We start from the raw sequence: 21,284 nt of genomic DNA, 5'->3' as shown, positions 1-21,284 counted from the left end.
GACCGCTGGAGAAGGCGCGCTTTAAGATACTAGAAAATATATTAAACCGCGTCTCCGTCAAGGCCGTGGATGCACCAAACGTCGAGCTCACTCGAAAGTGAGCCTCTCGCTCTGGACGCGGTTTAAGCGGAGTGGTCGTTCAGCCACTTCCCGATGGCGGGGGTGACCTCCTTCTGCGCCTTGCCGCTGACATAGATTCCGATGTGCCCGCCGGGGAAGGCGAGCTCGGTGTAGTCGGCGCTGCTGGTCAAGCCCTTCAATGCCTTGGAGGCATCCGGCGGCACCAGGTGGTCCTGCATCGCATAGATGTTGAGCACCGGGCAAGAGACGTTCTTCAGATCCACTTCCTGGCCCGCCAGCATGACGCCGCCGTTGATGAATCCGTTGCGCTGATAGAAGTCCTTGATGAACTGACGGAAGGTCTCGCCGGCCTGATCCGGGCTGTCGAAGATCCATTTCTCCATGCGCAGGAAGTTCTTCACCTTGTCCGGATCGTCGAGCACGTCGACCATGTTGACGTATTTCTGACCGGTCAAGCTGAAGGGCTTGAGCGACAGGAAGGTCCAGTTCAAGAGTTCGCCGGGGATATTGCCCATGGTGTCGACGGCGAGGTCGATATCGACGTTCTGCACCCAGGCGGACAGGAGGTTGTCCGGGGTCTTGAAGTCCACCGGGGTGACCATGGTCACCAGGCTGTTGACCTTCTCCTGATGCATCGAGGTGTACATCAAGCTGAAGGCACCGCCCTGACAGATGCCGAGGAGGTTGATCTTCTCGACCCCGTGCGCCTCGCGGATATGGTCTACGCAGCGGTCGATGTAGCCGTTGATGTAGTCGTCGAGCGTGATGGCACGGTCGGCCTGATCCGGGTAACCCCAGTCGATCAGATAGACGTCCTGCCCGGTCGCCAACAGACCCTTGATCGTCGAGCGGTCTTCCTGGATGTCGGTCATGTAGGGCCGGTTGACCAAGGCGTAGACGATCAGCAGCGGGACCGGGTCGGGGGTCACGCCTTCGGGCGTGTCGTAGCGGTAAAGCACCAGCTTGTCTTCGGCATAGACCGGCTCCTTAGGGCTCACGCCGGTGTCGATCTTCTCGGCGTTGAGCAGGTTTTCCATGCCTTGCCCGAGCTTGCGGGAATAGTCCAGCATTTCTTGGGTGAGCTTGTCGGGCCGGATATCGATCGGGAGCATCACGGTTGGGTTCCTCGCGGTAATCGTTGGATACGCGTCTGCGGCGCCCGGTTTGTCGGGCGCCTCAGGGCGCATGAATGCTGTGGTGACGGCCCGAGCTAGTCGGTGCTGGTGCTTTTGGTCGCGGACTTTTTGCGCACCGGCGTCTTGGCGGGCGCAACAGACCTGATAGCGGTTGCGGGCGCCTCGAGCGGGGTACCTGCGAGGGCTGCAACCTGGCGCTCGAGCGCGCGCATGCCCTGGCTGAGCTTCTTGTTCTCGCGCCGAGTCTCCTGCAGGCGATCCTGAAGGGTGCGCAGCTCGTTTCGGCTCGGCATGTTCATAGCGCCGAGGTTCTCGTCGACCAACACCGCCATGCGCTTCTTCAGGGCCATCTGGGCGTTGACCAGGTGGCCGTGGATCTTCGCGTATTCCGGCGTCGCGACCTCTTCGGCGTAAACAGCCTCGCACGACATGACCCAGTGATCGTAAAGGGCACGGGCCGAATCGATGCTCTTGCCGCTGTCGATGACCTCTTGGATGTAGCCGCCCATCCGCTGCACGGATTTAACGCCGAGCTGGGCATAGAAGCCGTTGTACTCCTGCAGCGCCTTCTGGTAGTCCATGGACGCGCGGATCAACTCCTGATACTGGCCCTGCTCCTCGCGGGTATAGCCCAGTCCGGGGGCCGACAGCACGCGGTTGAAGCTATCCTTGACTTGGTCGTGCGGCATGTAACGCAGGGCATCGCCGGGCATCGGCGACATCGAGGACATCATGCGCTGCCAGTTGTCGAGCGGCATTTCCCAGAAGGACATCATGCGTTGCATGACGTTGCCGCCGTCGTCCATCGAGCCGCTGAAGCCCTTCTGGATGTCTTCCAGCGCCTTGTTCCAGAACGCCATGCCGTCGGTCGGCGAGACGCCGTCGCCCGGTTTCCCGCCGGCAAATGCCTCCCCGAAACGGAAGAAGACCTTGCCCTGCTCCATCATTTTTCCCATGAAGTCTTTGGAGGCATCCGGCGCGGCCGGCGCGAGTGCCTTCCACCAGTTGTCGAGCGCGCTCTCCCAGGGGTTGGTGAGCTGGCCGATGCCGCCCTCCGTGCCCATCGCCTTGCGGCTCATCTCGGTCCAGCTGTCCCAGTACTTGCGTTGCAGATCCATCCAGCTGTCGTTGAAAAAGGTTTCATTACTCATGGTTTTGCCCTCCTTTGGGTCACTTTGCGTCACACGTTAGCACGTCGATTTGTGCACTGCAACAAAGCAGCGTAAACTCGGGGTTGCTCAATCGGCGCGAGCGGGGCATTTTAGATCCCGCGGCCGGGTCTTCGCTGAACGACCAGCCACATTCGACTTGACGTCCACTCCAATTATTCATAAGGCATTCACACCATGAGCGACAACATCGTGATCGTCGATGCGGGCCGTACCGCAGTCGGCACCTTTGGCGGCAGCCTCTCGTCACTCCCCGCGACCGACATCGGGGCCGCCGTGCTCAAGGCGTTGATGGAGCGCACCGGAATCTCCCCGGATCAGGTCGACGAGGTGATCCTCGGCCAGGTTCTCACCGCCGGCGTAGGCCAGAATCCGGCGCGCCAGACGACCCTGAACGCGGGCCTTCCGCACTCGGTGCCGGCCATGACCATCAACAAGGTCTGCGGTAGCGGCCTGAAGGCCGTTCATCTGGCCATGCAGGCGGTGGCCTGCGGCGACGCCGATATCGTGATTGCCGGTGGCCAAGAGAGCATGAGCCAGTCCGCGCATGTCCTGCCGCGCTCGCGCGAAGGCCAACGCATGGGCGACTGGTCGATGAAGGACACCATGATCGTCGACGGTCTTTGGGATGCCTTCAATCAATATCACATGGGCGTGACGGCCGAGAATATCGCCAAGAAGTACGAATTTACCCGCGATGCGCAGGATGAGTTTGCGGCGGCATCGCAGCAGAAGGCCGAGGCGGCGATCAAGTCGGGACGTTTTGTCGACGAGATTATTCCGGTTGCCATCCCGCAGCGTAAGGGCGACCCGGTCGTCTTCGCCACCGACGAATTTCCGCGCCCCGGCACCACGGCCGAGACGCTCGGCAAGCTGCGCCCCGCCTTCGACAAGGCCGGCACGGTCACCGCCGGCAATGCCTCGGGTATCAACGACGGGGCGGCAATGGTGATTGTCATGAAAGAGTCCAAGGCCAAGGAGCTCGGTCTGAAGCCGATGGCCCGCCTGGTCGCCTTCGCAAGCGCCGGTGTAGATCCGGCCATCATGGGCACCGGCCCGATCCCGGCTTCGACCAAGTGTTTGGAGAAGGCCGGTTGGACGCCCGGGGATCTCGACCTGATCGAGGCCAACGAGGCCTTCGCCGCGCAGGCGATGTCGGTCAATCACGAGATGGGCTGGGATCTGAGTAAGGTCAACGTCAACGGCGGTGCCATCTCGATCGGCCACCCGATCGGTGCCTCCGGTGCTCGCGTGCTGGTGACCCTGCTCTACGAGATGCAGAAGCGCGATGCCAAGAAGGGTCTCGCGACCCTCTGCATCGGCGGCGGTCAAGGCGTGGCTCTGGCCGTCGAGCGGGTCTGATCGGAGCCCGAGCGGGGAGTCCCCCGGCGAGGGATGCCGGGCCCCGCAGGTCGTAACCCGTCTCGACTGGGGTACACTTCTTCGGACTGAAGGACGACACGGCCAGATGCCCATGAACGACGAGCGCATCATCAAGAAGTATCCGAATCGGCGCCTCTACGACACCGAAGTCAGTCGTTACATTACGCTCGCGGACGTACGTGATCTCGTCATGAGCTGCACCGCCTTCAAGGTGGTCGACACGGCGAACGACAACGACATCACGCGTTCCATCCTGCTGCAGATCATGCTCGAAGAGGAAAGCGGCGGAGAGCCGCTGTTCAGCGCGACCATGTTGTCTCAGATCATCCGCTTCTACGGCGGTACCCTCCAGGGCATGTTTGCCCGCTATCTGGAGGGCTCGCTGGACCTCTTCTCGAAACAGCATCACGAGCTGGTTCGCTCGCTTGGCGAGACCCCGTTCGATGCCATGACACGCATGACCCAGAAAAACGTCGAGCTGTGGTCCGAGATCCAAGGCGAGCTGATGCGCGCGGCGGGATTCGATCTCGGCGGCAATCCACGGGGCAAGACCGATCGCAAGACACCGACCCCCACAGACGTCGAAGGCAAAGGCCGGGACGGGTCGTCGACCTGAGCACATCTTCAATGTTTTTGATTGAAGGATTCGGGGTTGACAGAGGCAGATCGGACGACTATTGTGCACTGCAACAATTGCTGCACTGCACAACACATCGGAGCAACGACTATGACCAGCACCAACGACACCCTGAACACCGTCAACGAACTCACCAGCAAGAACGTCGAGCGCCTGACCAGCCTCGGCGAGCTGAACGTCCGCATGTTCGAGAAGATGTCGGCGCGTCAAATGGATGCCATGAGCCTTTACATGGAGCACGCCATGCGTGTGATGAAGCTCGCGACCGAGTCCAAGGGCTACAACGAGTTCTTCAAGGGCCAGGTCGAGGCCACCAAAGAGCTGAGCGAGCGCGTCCTGGCCGAAGGCAAGACCAGCATGCAGGCCGTCACCGAAGTCCGTGACGACTATCGCACCTGGATGGAGAAGAGCCTGGCCGACGTTTCCGCCGACCTGCGCAAGAGTGTTCCGGCTGCCTAAATCTGCAGTCCGTGACGCTTGACCGGACCCGGCAGCCCAAGGATGGGCCGCCATTCGCAAGTCTCCTTCGCAGGGGACTTGCGAATAGCTTGTTATTCGAAGATCTTGAACCCCGTGAGCGGATCGCGCGTTGATCGCTCCGGACCCCGACGAAAGACACACACCAATAAAAACCTGGAGGAAAAGAGACATGGCCCGCATCGCACTCGTGACCGGTGGTATCGGCGGAATCGGCACCTCGATCTGTACGCGTCTGGCACAAGACGGCTGCACGGTCGTTGCCAATCATCATCCTTCCGAGGCCGCTGCTGCGGAAGCCTGGAAGAAGGATCGCGAGGCCGAAGGCTTCGCCATCGACACCATTGCCGCGGACGTGTCGTCCTTTGAAGACAGCGCGCGCATGATCAAAGAGATCAGCGACAAGCATGGCCCGGTCGACATCCTCATCAACTGTGCCGGGATTACCCGCGACAAGACCTTCAAGAAGATGGAACATGCGCAGTGGGATGCCGTGATGCGGGTCAACCTGGACAGCGTCTTCAACGTGACACGCAACGTCTGGGAAGGGATGCTGGATCGCGGCTTCGGTCGGATCATCAACATCTCCTCGGTCAACGGACAGCGCGGGCAGTTCGGCCAAGCCAACTATTCCGCCGCCAAGGCCGGTATGCACGGCTTCACCATGGCCCTGGCCCAGGAAGGCGCATCCAAGGGTGTTACGGTAAACACCGTCTCGCCCGGTTATGTCGAGACCGCCATGACCCTGGCGATGGACGACACCGTGCGCAACAGCATTATCTCGGGTGTGCCGATGCGCCGCATGGCACAGCCGACGGAGATCGCCGCGGCGATCGCCTTCCTGGCCGGCGACGAGAGCGCCTACATCACCGGCGCGAACCTTCCGGTGAACGGCGGCCTCTTCATGCATTGAGGCGCTCGTCACATCTGAACCGCGCCCGGTGCCGTTAAGATGGCACCAGCTGAGATCAGCCTCGCCGCAGACAATGACCTCGGCGAGGCGCGGTTTAGAGATCGAACGTCGGAAAACAGAACATCGATGTTCCGGGACTACCGACGACACGCGGAGCCCGAGACTTTAAAGATCGATACCAGTGTCCTCCTCGTCTCTCTCATCATGAGACGTTTCCAGCCCGGCTCCCCGCCGGGCTTTTTTTTAACTCTATTAAGCGCCCGGTGCGATTTGCGTAGAGGGATACCTCGGGGATACCTCAGGATACCTCAGGGACAGGCCACGGTTTTCGGGCTAGACCGGTAGATTCATCCGCAACGAGGTCGCGATGTTTGCCGTTCAACGCCCTCCCGCGCCGGCCGCATCCATATACTGACGCTGGACGATACGGAGTGCGACCTCGGCGTGGCGGATTGAACGGGAGGATGACGCCAAGACGGATCTGGCCAATGGTGAGGCTGCCGCGCCGGTCGTCGGCGGGGTCCGGCGCGGCGGGCGGCCAACCGCGGTGCTATGCTCCCCCATAGCCCTGCTGCCGATGAATCCGCCCGATGCGCTTCTTCAACACCGAAGGCCCGGTCCGTGCCGACGACCACTACACCCTGCCGCCACTGTCGCGCTGGGATCTGGACGAGATCCTCGCCCTCATCGATCAGAAGAAATACTCCCTGCTGCATGCGCCCCGCCAGACCGGCAAGACGAGCTGCCTGCTGGCGCTGATGGAGCATCTGAACCGTGAGGGGCGCTATCGGGCGGTCTATGCCAATCTGGAAGGTGCGCAAGCCTGGCGCGAGCGCATCGCCGACGCCATGGCGACCATCGTCACCGATGTCGCCAACTCGGCCCAGGTCTGGCTCGGCGACGACGAACGTCCGAGCCATGCGCGCGAGGTGCTGGCCACCACCCCGCCCGGCTCGGCGCTGAACGTCTTTCTGGGGCAGTGGTGTCAACAGACGTCCCAGCCGCTGGTGCTGCTGCTCGACGAGGTCGATGCCCTGATCGGCGACACCCTGCTCTCGCTGCTGCGCCAGTTGCGCGCCGGCTATCCGCAACGTCCGACGGCCTTTCCGCAGACCGTGATTCTGTGCGGGGTGCGCGACCTGCGCGACTATCGCATCCATGCCAGCTCCGAGCGCGAGGCCATCACCGGTGGCAGTGCATTCAACATCAAGGCCGAATCGCTCCGCCTGGGGGACTTCAGCGCCGCCGAGACGCGGGTTCTGCTGCTGGAGCATACCGCCGAGACCGGGCAGGTGTTCACCCCCGAGGCGCTGGATCGGGTTTGGGAGTTGACCCAAGGCCAGCCCTGGCTGGTCAATGCCCTAGCCTATCGCGCCTGCTTCAAACTCCCCGCCGGCCGCGACCGCGCCAAACCGATCACGGTGGCGCTGATCGACCAGGCCAAGGAGGCGATGATCCTCGAGCGCGTGACCCATCTGGATCAATTGGCCCACAAACTCCGGGAACCCCGGGTGCGCCGCGTCATCGAGCCGATGCTGGCGGGGACGGCCCTGGGTGACGTCCCCGACGACGACATCCAGTACCTGCTCGACCTGGGTCTGCTGCGCCAGATCGGTGGCAGCGGCCTGGTGGTGGCCAATCCCATCTACCGCGAGGTGCTGCCGCGCATGCTCGCCTTCACCCCCCAGGCCTCCCTCCCGCAGATTAGCCCCACCTGGCTCGATGCCGACGGCCGCCTGAATCCGGACGCCCTGCTTGCGGCCTTCCTCGCCTTCTGGCGCCGCCACGGTCAGCCGTTGCTGGGCAGCGCCCCCTATCACGAGATCGCCCCGCACCTGGTGCTGATGGCCTTCCTGCATCGGGTGGTCAACGGCGGCGGGGCCTTGAAGCGCGAATACGCCATCGGCATGGGACGCATGGATCTATGTCTGCGTTACGGCGCGGTGACCCTGGGTCTGGAGCTGAAGGTCTGGCATGACCACGAGGCCGATCCACTGGTCGAGGGTCTGGTGCAACTGGACGGCTATCTGGCCGGTCTGGGGCTCGACACCGGCTGGCTGGTGATCTTCGACCGCCGTTCCGATCAACCACCGATCGCCGAGCGGACCGCGTGCCACACCGCGACCAGTCCGCAGGGCCGAGCGATTGCCGTGATCCGCGCCTGAGCCCCGAGGGCACGTCCGGGGTGTCGGCACACCGCTGATAAGACGAAAGCTGTCTGCCGTCCAGCACCTTTCCGGACCAATGCCCCTACAGCACCGAGCAACTGTTCGATAAGACCTTCTACCCGGTGCAGCCCGAGAGGCAGGTCCAGTCCGGGCGCACTGAACCCTGATCGGTCGGCAAGTACGCCATGACGTGGCGCGTTAAGTTGTCGGGCGAGGTCCAGCGACACATCAGGCGCATGTCGACCGCTCGCGGTCAATCGCCCGATAGCCGATGTCGCGCCGGAACTGACAGCCCTCCCAACGGATCTTTTCGACTGCCTGATAGGCCAGTGACTGGGCGGCCGAGACGCTGTCTCCGAGTGCAGTGACGCAAAGGACACGTCCGCCGTTGGTCAGGATCTCCGCTCCATCCGCCTTTGTGCCGGCCTGAAAGACCTGGACGTCCGCGGGCAACGCAGCGCCCAGCCCGGAAATCGGGTGGCCGGTTTCGTAGCCATCCGGATAACCGCCGGCCGCCATGACCACGCCCAGCGCGGGTCGCGGATCCCAGACGGCCGTGACCTGATCGAGACGACCGTCGATCGCGGCGAGACACAGCTCGACCAGGTCCGACTCCAGACGCATCAGCAGCGGCTGGGTCTCCGGATCGCCGAGCCGGCAGTTATATTCCAACACCTTGGGCGTCCCATCAGCGGCAATCATGAGCCCCGCGTAGAGGAAACCGACATAATGGATGCCCTCGGCGGCGAGTCCGGCGACCGTCGGCTCGATCACCTCGCGCATCACGCGATCGTGGATTTCAGGGGTGACGATCGGCGCCGGTGAATAGGCGCCCATGCCGCCGGTGTTGGGTCCGCGGTCGCCGTCGTCGCGGGCCTTGTGATCCTGGGAGGTGGCAAGCGGCAGGATGTGTGTACCGTCGACCATGACGATGAAGCTCGCCTCCTCGCCGGTCAGGAACTCCTCGATGACCACGCGGTTGCCCGCGCTCCCGAAGCGCCCGGCACCGAGCATATCCTCAACCGCTGCCTCCGCGGTCGCAAGATCCTCGGCCAGAATAACGCCCTTGCCCGCGGCAAGCCCGTCGGCCTTGACGACGATCGGTGCGCCGACCCGACGCAGATAGGCGAGCGCGTGCTCGGTTTCGGTGAAGACGCCATAGGACGCCGTCGGGATGCTGTGATGCGCGAGAAAGTCCTTGGTGAAGGCCTTCGAGCCCTCGAGCTGAGCGGCGTCTCGGGTCGGTCCGAAACAGCGCAGGCCGGCCGCCTTGAAGGCATCGACGACACCCGCGACCAGCGGTGCCTCCGGGCCGATGATGGTCAGGTCGATTGCCTGCTCGGTCGCAAAGCGAACCAATGCCGGAACGTCGTCCGCCGCGATCGGCAGATTCTCCACCTTGGGCTCGTGCGCGGTCCCGCCGTTGCCGGGTGCAACGTAAACGTGTTCGGCCAGCGGCGATTGTGCGGCCTTCCAGGCAAGGGCATGCTCACGCCCGCCATTGCCGACGATCAAGATCTTCATACCTGTCTCTTCACCTTTTAAACCGCGCCCAGCGCGGCATGCGATGTTTTTGGATGGGAGCGGCCCCGGCAGATTCCACGACCACTGGAGCCGGCGCGGTTTAAAACGAGACGACGCCGCGTCGGCTCGACTGAATGAATTGGACGATGGCTTGGGTTTCGGGTCCGGGATACTCCTGCTCGGCTCGGGCGAGTGCCTCGCCGGAGCGCAGACCGGAACGAAAGACCAGCCGATAGACGGCCTTGATGCGCGTGCGCTGCTCCTGCGAGAAACCGCCGCGGCGCAAGCCGACCACGTTGAGCCCCACGATGCGCGCCCGGTGACCGTCGACCAAGGCGAACGGCGGCACGTCCTGCGCGACACCCGTCACCCCGGCGACCATCGCGTAGGCGCCGATCCGACAGAATTGATGCACGGCGACCTGCCCCGAGAGGAAGGTCCGATCCGCCACCTCGACATGACCGGCGAGCGTGGCCGTGTTGGCGAAGATGTTGTGGTCGCCGACGATGCAGTCATGGCCTGCATGCGAGAAGGCCATCCAGTAGTTGTGGCTGCCGATCAGTGTGCCCGCCTCGGATTTGATGCCGCAACTGACGTTCACCCCTTCCTTGAAGTGATTGTGGTCGCCGATCACGAGCGGGCGCGCAAGCTCCGGCTTGAAGCCGAGATCCTGAGGCTCCGAGCCGAGCGTCGCCCCGTGACAGACGCGGTTGTGCGCACCCATCCGCGTCGTGCCGAAGATGCGCACGCACGACTCGATCCGACAGCCTTCGCCGATGACGGCCCCGGACTCGATGATCGAATAGGGGCCGACACTGACCGAGGGATGCAGCTCGGCGCCTTCTTCGATGATGGCCGTCGGATGAATGCCCATTGAACCGCGTCCTGTGTCAGTCAAGGAGGTGATGGTGTAGATCAATGTCGGAGTGACCCGAGAACTCTGAGTCGACGCGGTTCAAATCATTAAAAATAAAAATCTCTTGAACCGCGTCGACTCCGGCGTGAGTTGGTTGCTCCGAGGCCAAGCCGAAACGAAAACACTGCATGTCGGGCCGGACGCGGTTCAATGCCTGAAGTGCCGCATCCCCGTGAAGACCATCGCGATCCCATGCTCGTTGGCCGCGGCAATGGTCTCTTCATCGCGCATGGAGCCGCCGGGTTGGATCACGGCCGTGATCCCTGCCGCCGCGGCCTGGTCGATCCCGTCGCGGAAGGGGAAGAAGGCATCCGAAGCCATGACGGCGCCGGCGACCACGAGACCCGCCTGATCGGCCTTGATGGCGGCGATGCGAGCGGAGTTCACACGGCTCATCTGGCCGGCGCCGACACCGATCGTCATGGCGTCGCGGCCGTAGACGATCGCGTTGGATTTGACGAACTTGGCGACCCGCCAGGCGAAGAGCAGGTCAGCCAGCTCCTGCTCGCTCGGCGCGCGCTCGGTGACGGTCTTCAGCGACTCGGTCAGACGCAGGTCCGCATCCTGGACCAGGAGCCCGCCGTTGACCCGCTTGAAGTCGAGTCGATGCACCAGCTCGCTGTCCCAGTCGCCGCATTCGAGCAGACGGACGTTCTTCTTGGCCGCGACCGCCGCGCTCGCCTCGGCGGTCACGCGGGGGGCGATGATGACCTCGACGAATTGACGCTCGACGATGGTTCGGGCGGTCTCGCCGTCGAGTTCGCCGTTGAAGGCGATGATGCCGCCGAAGGCCGATTCGGGGTCCGTGCTGTAGGCGCGCTCGTAGGCCTCGAGCAGGTTGGCGCCCAGGGCGACGCCGCAGGGGTTGGCGTGTTTGACGATGACGCACGCCGGACCCTCGGAGAACTGCTTCACGCACTCGAGCGCCGCATCCGTATCGGCGATGTTGTTGTAGGACAGCTCTTTGCCTTGGATCTGGCTGGCGGTGGCGATGCTGGTTTCCAGGTCGCCGTACTCGACGTAGAAGGCCGCGTTCTGATGCGGATTCTCGCCGTAGCGCATGGATTGCTTGCGGCCGAGCTGCAGGCTCAGGGTGCGCGGGAAGGCACCGGGCACGTCGGTCGCGAGCCGCGCGCCGAGATGGTTCGCGATCGCGCCGTCGTAGCGGGCGGTGTGCTCGAAGGCCTTGACTGCCAGATCGAAGCGCGTGGCCTCACTCACCCCGCCGTGCTCGGCGATCTGGGCGGCGATGCGCGGGTAGTCGGCCGAATCGACCACCACGGTGACGCTCGCGTGATTCTTGGCCGCGGCGCGCAGCAGCGTCGGGCCGCCGATGTCGATGTTCTCGATGGCCGTGGCCAGGTCGCAGGCCGGATCGGCCACGGTCTGCTCGAAGGGGTAGAGATTCACGACGACCAGATCGATCGGCTTGATCTCGTTCTCGCGCATGACCCGATCATCGACGCCGCGACGACCGAGGATTCCGCCGTGGATGCGCGGATGCAGTGTCTTGACCCGACCGTCCATCATCTCGGGAAAGCCGGTGTAGTCCGAGACCTCGGTGACGGGGATGCCCTCTTCGGTCAGGAGTCGAGCGGTCCCGCCGGTGGAGAGAATCTCCACACCTTTGGCTGCAAGCTCGCGGGCGAAAGCGGCCAAGCCGGTCTTGTCGGACACGCTGATCAGGGCGCGATGAATGGATTGCATGTGGGTCGATCCGGGTCTGATGATCTGAAAGGAGGCCGGCGGTGCGGCCGACGATGCGGGTTCAGCGCGCGCGCTCGATCCCGTGAGCGGCGAGCCGCTTGCGCAGGGTGGCACGCGTCAAGCCGAGGATCTTCGCTGCGTGGCTCAGGTTGCCGTTGGTGTGGTCCAGAACGGTCTCGAACATGGGGCGCTCGACCTCCTCGAGCACCAGGGCGTAAAGGTTGGCCACGTCATGGCCGGCCATGTTCTCCAGATAGAAGCGCAGGGCATCCTCCACACACTTGCTCAATGGATCGGTGCGACCCGCCTCCACCACGTGCAGCCCCGTCGATGTCGGTTCGGATACAGTGTCCAAGGCGACTGAATTCATGCTGCTTGATTCTCCGTTTCGGGGCATTGCTCGAAGAACGCGGCGACCCGCGACAACTGCTCCGCCGGGGTTTGTGTCCCGTTGACGATGTCTCTGAAGGCCGCTGCACCCGGTAAGTGACGGCAGTACCAGGAGATGTGTTTGCGTGCGATCCGCACGCCGGCATGGGCGCCGTAAAACTGATACAAGGCATCGAGATGCTCGCGCAGGAGCGCATGGATCCAGTGCCTTTGCGGCTCGACCGGCAGGGTACCCGAGGTTAGGTAGGCCGCGACGTCGCGGAAGATCCAGGGACGCCCCCGGGCCGCGCGTCCGATCATGATAGCATCGGCACCGGTGCAGTCCAGGACCTGTTTCGCCCGTTCGGGGCTCGCGATGTCGCCGTTGGCGATCAGCGGTATCGACACGGCCGCACGGATGGCACGGATCGTGTCGTACTCGGCGGGCACCCCGTAACTGCAGGCGCGCGTACGCCCGTGAACAGTCAAGGCGGCGATCCCGGACTCCTGCGCGATCTGCGCAATCCGCACGGCATTGCGGGTCTCGGGCGACCAGCCGGTGCGAATCTTCAAGGTGACCGGGACGGGGACCGCAGCGACCACCGATTCCAGGATCCGCCCGACCAGGACCTCGTCGCGCAACAGCGCGGAGCCCGCCGCGCGTTTGCAGACCTTCTTCGCAGGACAACCCATGTTGATGTCGACGATGTCGGCGCCAAGGTCGACATTGATCCGGGCCGCTTCGGCCATGTCGAGCGGATCCGCGCCGACGATCTGCGCCGATACCGGACCGGCCTCGCCCGCGTAGTCCAGCCGCCGCACCGACTTGCGCGTACCCCAAAGCGCAGTGTTCGACGAGACCATTTCGGCGACCGCAAGTCCCGCCCCCAGGCGCCGACAGAGCACGCGAAACGGCCGATCGCTGATCCCGGCCATCGGCGCGAGGATTAGATTGTTCTCGAATCGGTGTGGGCCGATGGTGAAGGCGCGGTGCATGGGAGGAGTCGATACCGTCGGTGCGATTGAACCAGGCATGTTTCGAAGCGAGCCTTCGTTTCCAAACCGGCGAGGTCGTTGATCCTGGCGATAGAGTGTACAAGCGCAGCGCAGTCCACCCTACCAGCTCCGGCCGGTCCGATGAGCAATGCCTCGAAACGATTCAAAGGAACCGGGATGAGGTCGGGATCCTCGGAGCGAACCCCGCGCTCCAGCCAACGAACAACCCCCCCGTACCTACAAACGCGTCCCGCAGATGAACGCCCAATCCTCGCGCAGGCGTGTCGGCGCGAGCGCGATCGGTTCGGCATAGGCCGCGCGGACGCCCTCCACCTGATTGGCGAGTACGCCCGAGACGGCCAGCACGCCGCCGGGCCGCAGCGACGCGACGAGCCGAGGGGCCAGCGACATCAGCGGCTCGGCGAGGATGTTGGCGACGGTCACGTCGACCATCAGCTCGGGCACCTCGTCCGGTCCGTAGATCGCGAGGCGGTCGGCGACCCCGTTGGCGAGGGCATTGTCCCGCGTCGCCTCCAGCGCCTGAGGGTCATGGTCGACGGCGATCGCACGTGCAGCGCCCAAGCGCAGCGCCGCAATCGCCAGGATCCCCGAGCCGCAGCCGTAATCCAGGACCGTCTTGCCGTCCAGGTCGGTCCCGTCGAGCCACTCCAGGCAAAGCGCGGTGGTCGGATGATGCCCGGTCCCGAAGGCCAGACCCGGATCCAGCGCAACGACGACGGCCTCGACGATGGCCTCGGGATCATCCGGATCCTGTCCGTGCGGACAGACCCAGAGACGCCGACCGAAGCGGGTCGGCTTGAAGGTGTCGAGCCAGACGCGCTCCCAAACCTGATCCTCGATCCGCTCGACAAGAGGCGCGCAGGCACGACCGGAGCCATGCTCACGAGCCAGCTGATCGACCAAGCGGCCGACCAATGCCTCGCTCTCGGCATCCGCATCGAACAGCGCCGAGATCTTGACCTGCGACCAAAGCGGTGTTTCCCCCGGCCCAGGCTCGAGCTGAGGCTCGTCCGCAGCATCGGCGAGGGTCACGGATAGAGCGCCGGCATCCTCCAGGAAGGCGGCGATCTGCTCCGCATCCGGCTTCGAGACCTCGATGGAAAGCTGCAGCCAGCCCATTTAAATCGCGTCCCGCAGGATATGCGCAGTGTTCATTCGGTCTCGACCTCGTACGAGTCCACATGCGCCGGAGCGGACGCGATTTAAGTGTTTAAGAAGATAGAAAGTTGACTATATTGCGTGGTGACCGAGCGGAGTCCGATTCTGCCCCGAGAGCCAACTGCCTCGAAGCCGGCACAAGCATTCACTGCTTTTAAACCGCGTCTCGCCAAGATCGAGGAAGCCCCTAACGCTGAACGAAACGTGAAAATGACGCATGTCGCTCTGGACGCGGTTTAGGTGATATCCGGAAAAAAATTTACTCGTTGTCGTTATCGTTATCGTTGTCGTTGTCGTTGTCGTTGTCGTTGTCGTTGTCAGCCTCGATCATCGTTTCGGCCACATCGGCAGTGTCCAGGTCGCCGACCGCGACCGCACGGGTACGCCGACTTCAGTCGGCCCCCCCGAGCACGCCCGCACGGCGGACTGAAGTCCGCCTCCCCGGGGGCCGACTGAAGTCGGCTTACCCGGGTGTGGGGCCGAAGTCTTGCGTCCGGTTGGGGAACCCAAGAGGCATGGACGAGAGGGTGACGGCATCAAGGACTCGATGCCTTCCAGGCACTCGCTGTCGGGATGACTATTCCCGGAAATCACCTTAACCTCCCTGAATCGCGTCGCGCCAAACCATCGAATCGCGCCGAGGCTGGCCTGACCCCGAACATCCCATGTCGCTCGACACGCGGTTCAGTCCTACATGCCGAGCTTCTTTTCGAGATAGTGGATATTCGCCCCGCCCGCCAGAAACGCCCCGTCTCTCAGGATCGAACGCTGCAGCTTGATGTTGGTGTTGATCCCGTCGATTACGGTTTCGCGCAGCGCATTGCACATGCGCGCAATCGCGGACTCGCGATCCTCGCCGTGGGTGATCAGCTTGCCGATCATGGAGTCGTAATAGCGCGGCACCGTGTAGCCGGTATAGATGTGCGTTTCGAGCCGCACGCCGGGGCCGCCCGGGGCATGGAACTCGGTGATCTTGCCGGGGCTCGGCATGAAGGTCTCCGAGTCCTCGGCGTTGAGACGGCACTCCACGGCATGCCCGCGGATCACGATGTCGTCCTGCTTGTAGCGCAGCGGCTCGCCGGCGGCGATCAGGATCTGCTCTTTGACGATGTCCACGCCCGTAATCATCTCGGTGACCGGGTGCTCGACCTGCACGCGCGTGTTCATCTCGATGAAATAGAAGCAGCCATCCTCGTAGAGGAACTCGAAGGTGCCGGCGCCGCGATAGCCGATGGTGCGGCAGGCCTCCGCGCAGCGCTCGCCGATCTCGCGGCGTTGTGCCTCGGTGATGCCGGGCGCGGGCGCTTCTTCGACAACCTTCTGGTGGCGGCGCTGCATCGAGCAGTCGCGCTCGCCGAGATGGATGGCGTTGCCGTGCTGGTCGGAGAGCACCTGGAACTCGACATGACGCGGGTTCTCCAGATATTTCTCCATGTAGACCATGTCGTTGTTGAAGGCCGCGGCCGCCTCCGCCTTGGTCAGGGAGATGGCGTTCAGCAAGGTCGCCTCGGAATGCACGACCCGCATGCCGCGGCCGCCGCCGCCGCCGGATGCCTTGATGATGACGGGATAGCCGATCTGGCGGGCGATCTCGAGGGTGCGCTTCTTGTTGTCGTCGAGCGGGCCATCGGAGCCGGGCACGCAGGGCACGCCGGCCTTGTTCATGGCGGCAATCGCCGAGACCTTGTCGCCCATCAGGCGGATCGTCTCGGGTCGCGGGCCGATGAAGATGAAGCCGGAGCGCTCGACCCGCTCGGCAAAATCGGCGTTCTCGGAGAGGAAACCGTAGCCGGGGTGGATGGCGACCGTGTCGGTCACCTCGGCCGCGCTGATGATGGCCGGCACGTTGAGATAGCTGAGCAACGATGCGGCCGGGCCGATACAGACCGATTCGTCGGCCAAGAGGACGTGCTTGAGGTCGCGGTCCGCTTCGGAGTGCACCGCGACCGTCTTAATGCCCAGCTCGCGACAGGCGCGCAGGATCCGGAGCGCGATCTCGCCCCGGTTGGCGATCAGGACCTTCTCGATCATTGCAGGCATGGTGGCGATGTCTTTGCTGGAGGAGGCGAGGCGCACCGGGGGAGGGCGCCTACGCTTGACGACGGGGGCATTGCCCTCCGCCCTTATTCGATGACGAACAGCGGCTGGTTGTATTCGACCGGCTGACCGTTCTCGACCAGGATACGTCTGATGGTACCGCCTTGCTCGCACTCGATCTGGTTGAGGATCTTCATCGCCTCGATGATGCAGAGCGTATCGCCGGACTTCACCGTCTGGCCTTCCTCGACGAACGACTTGGAGCCGGGAGACGGCGCGCGATAGAAGGTGCCGACCATCGGCGAGCGCACGACCTCGCCTTCCATCTCCTCGGCATCGTCATCATCGGATGCCTTTCCGGCTGCCGACGCCGCAGCCGGCGCGGCGCCGATGCCCATCGGCATGGTTTGAGGCATGTACATCGGCATGGCGCCGCTGCCGTGTCGGCTGATGCGGACCGATTCCTCGCCTTCGTGGATCTCGATCTCGGCGACGTCGGATTGCTCCAACAGCTCGATCAGCTTCTTTACCTTGCGGATATCCATGGTCAATGGTTCTCGTTGGAAAGGTCCGGCGCGAGCCGACCGGCCGCCGCGCGCAATGCTGAAAAGTAGCCCTCGGCCCCGAGTCCGCTGATCACCCCGACGGCGATGTCGGAGAAATAGGAATGGGCCCGAAACGGCTCCCGGGCGTGCACGTTGGACAGGTGCACCTCGATAAAGGGAATCCCCACCCCGAGCAGCGCATCGCGCAGGGCAACGCTGGTGTGGGTGAAGGCGGCGGGATTCAGGATGATGAAGCGAACCCCGTCGTGCGCGGCACGGTGGACCGCCTCGATCAGGACGTGCTCGGCGTTGCTCTGAATGCACTCCAGCGTGAAGCCCTGAGCCCGAGCCGCATCCTCCAGGCCCTGGTGGATCTCCGCCAGCGTGGTGCGGCCGTAATGCTCCGGCTCGCGGGTTCCGAGCAGGTTGAGGTTGGGTCCGTTCAGAACCAGGATCGCCGCCATCCGGTCAATGTGCTCCAACGCGTCCGAGACTCAGTGTACCCGCCGGTCCTTTTGGGATCGGCAGCAAATCGGCGCGAATTGTGCGGATTTTACGCGATGTTGTCCAGCTAAGACGCGTCCTCGTCGGGTGCCGGACGATCCTCCGCCTTGACCAGCGCGTCGAGCTCGACCTTGAGCTCGGCGGCCGTGATCTCGCCGGTGCGGCTGAAGACGCGGCGCCCGCGGCGGTCGAAAATGACCGTGAAGGGCAGCCCTTCGACCCGGTTGCCGAGACGCTTGGAAAGGGCCACCGCCTCCGGGTTGGCCATCAGGATCGGGTAGTTGACCGGGTAGTCGGCGACGAACTTCTCGACGTCTTCGAGGCGATCCACGGCGATCCCGACGACCTGCACGCCGGCTTCGCCCAGCGCCTCCTGGGTTTGAATAAAGAGCGGCATCTCGCGCACGCAGGGCGGACACCAGCTTGCCCAGTAGTTGATCACCACGACCTTGCCGGCCCACGCCTCGCTGCTGACCTCCAGCCCGGCGAGGTCGGTTAGGCCGAAGTCGGGCAAGGTCTGAAGAGGCGCGGATTGGCGGACCGACAATCCCGCATCGCGCTTGGGCGCTTCGATCCAGCGTTGGCCGAGGATGGCGGCCCCGACACTGATCCCACCCGCAAGCAGAATGACCATCCCAACCCGAACGGCGCTCATGGCACGGCTCTGCGCAGGTGCTCGACGAAGGCATCGGCGGGCTTGAAGCCGACCAAACGATAGTTCTTGAGCTCTTGCCCGGCGGTGTCGAAGTAGAGGATCGCGGGCGGCCCGATGATGCCGAAGTGCTTCATCAGGGCCTGATCATCCGCGTCGTTGGCCGTGACGTCGGCCTTGAGCAGGACAAACCGGCCCATCTCCGCGATCACGGCGGGATCGCTGAAGGTGTAGCGTTCCAGCTCTTTGCAGGTCACGCACCAGTCCGCATAGAAGTCGAACATGACCGGTTTGCCGAGCGCCCCGGCCTTGGCGACCTCGCGATCGAGATCCTCGACCGTCTTCACGGTGGTAAAGACCGCCTCCGCGGCGCCACCACCGCCGCCGCCCACGGCGAGCCCACGCAGCGGCTGGACCGTGTCCTTCCCTCCGGCCGCCGCGCCGAGCAGCATGAGCGCGCCGTAGATGAGCAGGAAGACGCCGAGCCCCTTCCAGAGCTTGCTCCAGCCGCTTGCAGCCTGCGGCAGTTGGGTCAATGCGCCCATGTAGACCGCGGAGCAGATCAGCAGCAGCCCCCACAGCAGCATCGCGACCGCCGGCGGCAGGATCCGCTCGAGCATGAAGATGGCCACGCCGAGCAGGGCGACACCGAACACCGCCTTGACCGCATCCATCCAGCCGCCGGCGCGCGGCAGCAGCTTGCCGGCCGAGGTGCCGATGGCGATCAGAGGCACGCCCATGCCCATACTCAGCGCGAACAGGGCGATGCCGCCGAGCACCGCGTCCCCGGTCTGACTGATGTAGATCAATGCGCCGAAGAGCGGCGGAGCCACGCAGGGTCCGACGATCAACGCGGAGAGCAGGCCCATGATGGCCACGCCGATCAGGGTGCCGCCTTCCTGCTTGTTGCTGATCTCGGCAAGCTTGGACTGAAAGCTCGACGGCAGCTGCAGGTCATAGAAGCCGAACATCGACAGCGCGAGCAGCACGAAGATCAACGCGAAGGAGGTCAGGACCCAGGGGTTCTGGAAGGCGGCCTGCAGATTCGCGCCGAAGAGCCCCGCCAGCACGCCGACAACCGTATAGGTCAGGGCCATCGCCAGGACATAGACCAACGAGAGCGTGAATGCCTTGCGCGTGGTGATGTTCGGGCCTTGTCCGGCGATGATGCCCGAGAGGATCGGGATCATGGGGAAGACGCAGGGCGTGAAAGCGAGCAAGAGCCCGAACCCGAAGAAGGCCGCAATCACCACCCACACACCGCTGTTGGCGAGGACGGAAGCGATCCGGTCCTGCTCGGAGACCGTGTCGTCCACAACCGACTCGGCATTTGCCGGCGTCGCATCGACCGTCGTGGCCGCCGCTGCGGCCGTCGGCAGAACCGCCGTCACCAGCGCCTCCGGCAAGCTCAAGGTCACCCTCTGCGTTTGCGGCGGATAGCAGATGCCGATCTCGGCGCAGCCTTGGTACTTGGCGACCAGGGTCACCTCGGTCGGCTCGCTCGACCCGCGCAGCAGGGGCAGGGTCAGATCGACCCGGTCGTGATAGACCTCGATATCGCCGACGCTGCCGTCGGGAAGGATGGAGTCCTTCTTGATGTCGCCGACGGGCCGCTCGAACGGCCCGATGGCGACCTCGCTTCCGTCCTCGAGCGCGAGCTCGAGCATGTGACTGTAGAGATAGGTTCCCTCGGCGACGTCCCAGGTCAGTTGCAGCCGGTCCGGGCCGGCGACCTCGGCCGAGAAGAGGAACGCCTCCTCGGCGGGGAGGATGTCGTCGTCCGCACCCAGGCCGAGCGACTGGCCGAAGCCCGCCAATGCCTTCGGAGATGGCTTGCCCTGAATCGGTAACGGGGCCTCGGCGGCGGTGACGGTCTCGGCGGCGGCAGGCATTGCGGCAGCCATCTCCGGCAGCTCGAGCAACAGGCGCTGGCGATGCGGCGGGTAGCAGAGCCCGGCATCGGCGCAGCCCTGCGAGGTGGCCTCGAGGGTCAGGAAGTTGCCTGCGCCGGTCGCGCGCGTGACCGGCACCCGGATCTCGACGCTGTCGCGGTAGACCTGGACCTTGCCGAAGAACTCGTCCTCCTTGGTCTGCCCGGCGGGCATCTGCGGGCCGCCGGTCGAGATCCCGACGGTGTCCGCCTGGAACCCGAACTTACTCTGATACATGTAGTAGCCGTCGGCGATCTCCCAACGCACCCGCACCGCGTCCGGTCCGTCCGCCTCGCCCGAGATGCGGAAGGCCTGATCGGGCATCAGGAATTCGTCCTCCGCCAGCGCTGTCGGCGCCGCCGCGGCGAGGAGCAACCAGGCCAAGGCGACGCTTAAGAGCCGTCTCGCGGTGGATGTCACGCGCGACGGCCGATGCTCCGGATCCTCTTGTTCGGTGGCGGTGTTGTCGATGGCGGTTTGGCGCCGTTCGACGGCGGCCCCGATCCAGGGGCTCAGTCGTTGTGGTCGGTGCATGTCGTTACCCAGCTCAGATAGTCGGGGAGTCCCTCGGTAACGGGGACCGCGATAATTTCCGGAATCTCGTAGGGATGCAATTCGCGCAGGCGCTCGGTCAATGCGGCGACGCGCTCGGTCGTCGTCTTGATCAGGATCAAGACCTCGGGATCGCGCTGGATCTGCCCCGCCCAACGGTAAATCGAGATGATGCCCGGCAGCAGATTCGCGCAGGCAGCAAGGCGCTCGTCAACCAACGCCTCGGCGATACGCCCGGCTGTGGTCTCGTCGGGGCAGGTACAGAAGATCAGGCGATGGTCTGCCGTCATGCGGCGGCTCGGCGGCGTTTCATAAGGTTCGGGGTTCCACTATCCTGCAACGGATCGACCTACTTCTACCATAATGTTTGTCGGTTTAAGGGAACTCGGTCGACCGAGCGCGGACCGA

Annotated in this window: 19 protein-coding genes; 5 read left to right on the top strand and 14 right to left on the bottom strand. The window is 64.1% G+C overall.

Annotation, left to right across the window (positions count from 1 at the left end; translation table 11 throughout):
• Positions 1-122: 122 nt before the first annotated feature.
• Both BDD21_RS07655 and phaE read right to left on the bottom strand, forming a co-directional pair.
• Positions 123-1,193 carry a class III poly(R)-hydroxyalkanoic acid synthase subunit PhaC gene (locus BDD21_RS07655; protein ID WP_120796647.1) on the bottom strand — a complete coding sequence of 357 codons (1,071 nt, stop codon included), beginning with the start codon at positions 1,191-1,193 and terminating at the stop codon, positions 123-125.
• Positions 1,194-1,291: 98 nt separating this feature from the next.
• Positions 1,292-2,368 carry a class III poly(R)-hydroxyalkanoic acid synthase subunit PhaE gene (gene phaE, locus BDD21_RS07650; protein WP_120796646.1) on the bottom strand — a complete coding sequence of 359 codons (1,077 nt, stop codon included), beginning with the start codon at positions 2,366-2,368 and terminating at the stop codon, positions 1,292-1,294.
• Between the two features lie 195 nt (positions 2,369-2,563).
• Here phaE and BDD21_RS07645 point away from each other — a divergent pair, with 195 nt between their 5' ends.
• The 5 genes from BDD21_RS07645 to BDD21_RS07625 all read left to right on the top strand — a co-directional run bounded on the left by BDD21_RS07645 (position 2,564) and on the right by BDD21_RS07625 (position 7,961).
• Positions 2,564-3,748: an acetyl-CoA C-acetyltransferase gene (locus BDD21_RS07645; RefSeq protein WP_120796645.1), complete on the top strand. Its 1,185-nt coding sequence runs from the start codon at positions 2,564-2,566 to the stop codon at positions 3,746-3,748.
• 112 nt (positions 3,749-3,860) lie between these two features.
• On the top strand, positions 3,861-4,385 hold the full coding sequence (phaR, locus tag BDD21_RS07640) for a polyhydroxyalkanoate synthesis repressor PhaR (RefSeq protein WP_120799808.1): 525 nt from the start codon (positions 3,861-3,863) through the stop codon (positions 4,383-4,385).
• 111 nt (positions 4,386-4,496) lie between these two features.
• Positions 4,497-4,865, top strand: coding sequence for a phasin family protein (locus BDD21_RS07635; protein ID WP_120796644.1), 369 nt, complete (start codon positions 4,497-4,499; stop codon positions 4,863-4,865).
• A gap of 190 nt (positions 4,866-5,055) precedes the next feature.
• Entirely contained in the window at positions 5,056-5,796 is a 741-nt protein-coding gene (gene phbB, locus BDD21_RS07630; protein WP_120796643.1) for an acetoacetyl-CoA reductase, read from the top strand.
• 590 nt (positions 5,797-6,386) lie between these two features.
• Positions 6,387-7,961 carry an AAA family ATPase gene (locus BDD21_RS07625; protein ID WP_120796642.1) on the top strand — a complete coding sequence of 525 codons (1,575 nt, stop codon included), beginning with the start codon at positions 6,387-6,389 and terminating at the stop codon, positions 7,959-7,961.
• 231 nt (positions 7,962-8,192) lie between these two features.
• Here the strand turns inward: BDD21_RS07625 and purD are convergent, their stop codons facing one another.
• The 12 genes from purD to cutA all read right to left on the bottom strand — a co-directional run bounded on the left by purD (position 8,193) and on the right by cutA (position 21,166).
• The gene (gene purD, locus BDD21_RS07615) at positions 8,193-9,488 is read right to left on the bottom strand and encodes a phosphoribosylamine--glycine ligase (RefSeq protein WP_120796641.1); all 1,296 of its coding nucleotides are present in this window, start codon (positions 9,486-9,488) and stop codon (positions 8,193-8,195) included.
• A gap of 100 nt (positions 9,489-9,588) precedes the next feature.
• A complete protein-coding gene (gene lpxA, locus BDD21_RS07610; protein ID WP_120796640.1) occupies positions 9,589-10,362 on the bottom strand; it encodes an acyl-ACP--UDP-N-acetylglucosamine O-acyltransferase in 774 nt (257 codons plus the stop codon).
• 189 nt (positions 10,363-10,551) lie between these two features.
• The gene (gene purH / locus BDD21_RS07605) at positions 10,552-12,111 is read right to left on the bottom strand and encodes a bifunctional phosphoribosylaminoimidazolecarboxamide formyltransferase/IMP cyclohydrolase (RefSeq protein ID WP_120796639.1); all 1,560 of its coding nucleotides are present in this window, start codon (positions 12,109-12,111) and stop codon (positions 10,552-10,554) included.
• Between the two features lie 61 nt (positions 12,112-12,172).
• A complete protein-coding gene (locus BDD21_RS07600; RefSeq protein WP_120796638.1) occupies positions 12,173-12,481 on the bottom strand; it encodes a helix-turn-helix domain-containing protein in 309 nt (102 codons plus the stop codon).
• Positions 12,478-13,476, bottom strand: coding sequence for a tRNA dihydrouridine synthase DusB (dusB, locus tag BDD21_RS07595; protein WP_120796637.1), 999 nt, complete (start codon positions 13,474-13,476; stop codon positions 12,478-12,480). Before dusB ends, BDD21_RS07600 begins: the two co-directional genes overlap by 4 nt.
• A gap of 237 nt (positions 13,477-13,713) precedes the next feature.
• Positions 13,714-14,616 carry a 50S ribosomal protein L11 methyltransferase gene (gene prmA, locus BDD21_RS07590; protein ID WP_120796636.1) on the bottom strand — a complete coding sequence of 301 codons (903 nt, stop codon included), beginning with the start codon at positions 14,614-14,616 and terminating at the stop codon, positions 13,714-13,716.
• A gap of 729 nt (positions 14,617-15,345) precedes the next feature.
• Entirely contained in the window at positions 15,346-16,686 is a 1,341-nt protein-coding gene (accC, locus tag BDD21_RS07585; RefSeq protein WP_120799807.1) for an acetyl-CoA carboxylase biotin carboxylase subunit, read from the bottom strand.
• A 92-nt stretch (positions 16,687-16,778) separates the two neighbouring features.
• Entirely contained in the window at positions 16,779-17,237 is a 459-nt protein-coding gene (accB, locus tag BDD21_RS07580) for an acetyl-CoA carboxylase biotin carboxyl carrier protein (protein WP_120796635.1), read from the bottom strand.
• A gap of 2 nt (positions 17,238-17,239) precedes the next feature.
• Complete coding sequence (gene aroQ, locus BDD21_RS07575) at positions 17,240-17,701, bottom strand: type II 3-dehydroquinate dehydratase (protein WP_120796634.1); 462 nt, start codon at positions 17,699-17,701, stop codon at positions 17,240-17,242.
• Positions 17,702-17,808: 107 nt separating this feature from the next.
• Positions 17,809-18,396, bottom strand: coding sequence for a TlpA family protein disulfide reductase (locus tag BDD21_RS07570; RefSeq protein WP_120796633.1), 588 nt, complete (start codon positions 18,394-18,396; stop codon positions 17,809-17,811).
• On the bottom strand, positions 18,393-20,858 hold the full coding sequence (gene dsbD / locus BDD21_RS07565) for a protein-disulfide reductase DsbD (RefSeq protein WP_245969467.1): 2,466 nt from the start codon (positions 20,856-20,858) through the stop codon (positions 18,393-18,395). The genes BDD21_RS07570 and dsbD overlap by 4 nt, the downstream gene beginning before the upstream one ends.
• Positions 20,837-21,166 carry a divalent-cation tolerance protein CutA gene (gene cutA, locus BDD21_RS07560; RefSeq protein WP_120796632.1) on the bottom strand — a complete coding sequence of 110 codons (330 nt, stop codon included), beginning with the start codon at positions 21,164-21,166 and terminating at the stop codon, positions 20,837-20,839. Before cutA ends, dsbD begins: the two co-directional genes overlap by 22 nt.
• Positions 21,167-21,284: the final 118 nt, after the last annotated feature.

It is taken from the genome of Thiocapsa rosea (assembly GCF_003634315.1).
Classification (GTDB): Bacteria; Pseudomonadota; Gammaproteobacteria; order Chromatiales; family Chromatiaceae; genus Thiocapsa; species Thiocapsa rosea.
This window is presented reverse-complemented; position numbering and strand designations above follow the sequence as displayed.

What these genes read in the sequence shown, in the direction of transcription:
- BDD21_RS07570 (WP_120796633.1), bottom strand. Translation starts at nt 18,396, where the DNA reads ATGAGCGCCGTTCGGGTTGGGATGGTCATTCTGCTTGCGGGTGGGATC.
- phaE (WP_120796646.1), bottom strand. Translation starts at nt 2,368, where the DNA reads ATGAGTAATGAAACCTTTTTCAACGACAGCTGGATGGATCTGCAACGC.
- aroQ (WP_120796634.1), bottom strand. Translation starts at nt 17,701, where the DNA reads ATGGCGGCGATCCTGGTTCTGAACGGACCCAACCTCAACCTGCTCGGA.
- lpxA (WP_120796640.1), bottom strand. Translation starts at nt 10,362, where the DNA reads ATGGGCATTCATCCGACGGCCATCATCGAAGAAGGCGCCGAGCTGCAT.
- BDD21_RS07645 (WP_120796645.1), top strand. Translation starts at nt 2,564, where the DNA reads ATGAGCGACAACATCGTGATCGTCGATGCGGGCCGTACCGCAGTCGGC.
- BDD21_RS07655 (WP_120796647.1), bottom strand. Translation starts at nt 1,193, where the DNA reads ATGCTCCCGATCGATATCCGGCCCGACAAGCTCACCCAAGAAATGCTG.
- phbB (WP_120796643.1), top strand. Translation starts at nt 5,056, where the DNA reads ATGGCCCGCATCGCACTCGTGACCGGTGGTATCGGCGGAATCGGCACC.
- BDD21_RS07600 (WP_120796638.1), bottom strand. Translation starts at nt 12,481, where the DNA reads ATGAATTCAGTCGCCTTGGACACTGTATCCGAACCGACATCGACGGGG.
- accB (WP_120796635.1), bottom strand. Translation starts at nt 17,237, where the DNA reads ATGGATATCCGCAAGGTAAAGAAGCTGATCGAGCTGTTGGAGCAATCC.
- phaR (WP_120799808.1), top strand. Translation starts at nt 3,861, where the DNA reads ATGAACGACGAGCGCATCATCAAGAAGTATCCGAATCGGCGCCTCTAC.
- cutA (WP_120796632.1), bottom strand. Translation starts at nt 21,166, where the DNA reads ATGACGGCAGACCATCGCCTGATCTTCTGTACCTGCCCCGACGAGACC.
- dsbD (WP_245969467.1), bottom strand. Translation starts at nt 20,858, where the DNA reads ATGCACCGACCACAACGACTGAGCCCCTGGATCGGGGCCGCCGTCGAA.
- accC (WP_120799807.1), bottom strand. Translation starts at nt 16,686, where the DNA reads ATGATCGAGAAGGTCCTGATCGCCAACCGGGGCGAGATCGCGCTCCGG.
- purH (WP_120796639.1), bottom strand. Translation starts at nt 12,111, where the DNA reads ATGCAATCCATTCATCGCGCCCTGATCAGCGTGTCCGACAAGACCGGC.
- BDD21_RS07625 (WP_120796642.1), top strand. Translation starts at nt 6,387, where the DNA reads ATGCGCTTCTTCAACACCGAAGGCCCGGTCCGTGCCGACGACCACTAC.
- purD (WP_120796641.1), bottom strand. Translation starts at nt 9,488, where the DNA reads ATGAAGATCTTGATCGTCGGCAATGGCGGGCGTGAGCATGCCCTTGCC.
- dusB (WP_120796637.1), bottom strand. Translation starts at nt 13,476, where the DNA reads ATGCACCGCGCCTTCACCATCGGCCCACACCGATTCGAGAACAATCTA.
- BDD21_RS07635 (WP_120796644.1), top strand. Translation starts at nt 4,497, where the DNA reads ATGACCAGCACCAACGACACCCTGAACACCGTCAACGAACTCACCAGC.
- prmA (WP_120796636.1), bottom strand. Translation starts at nt 14,616, where the DNA reads ATGGGCTGGCTGCAGCTTTCCATCGAGGTCTCGAAGCCGGATGCGGAG.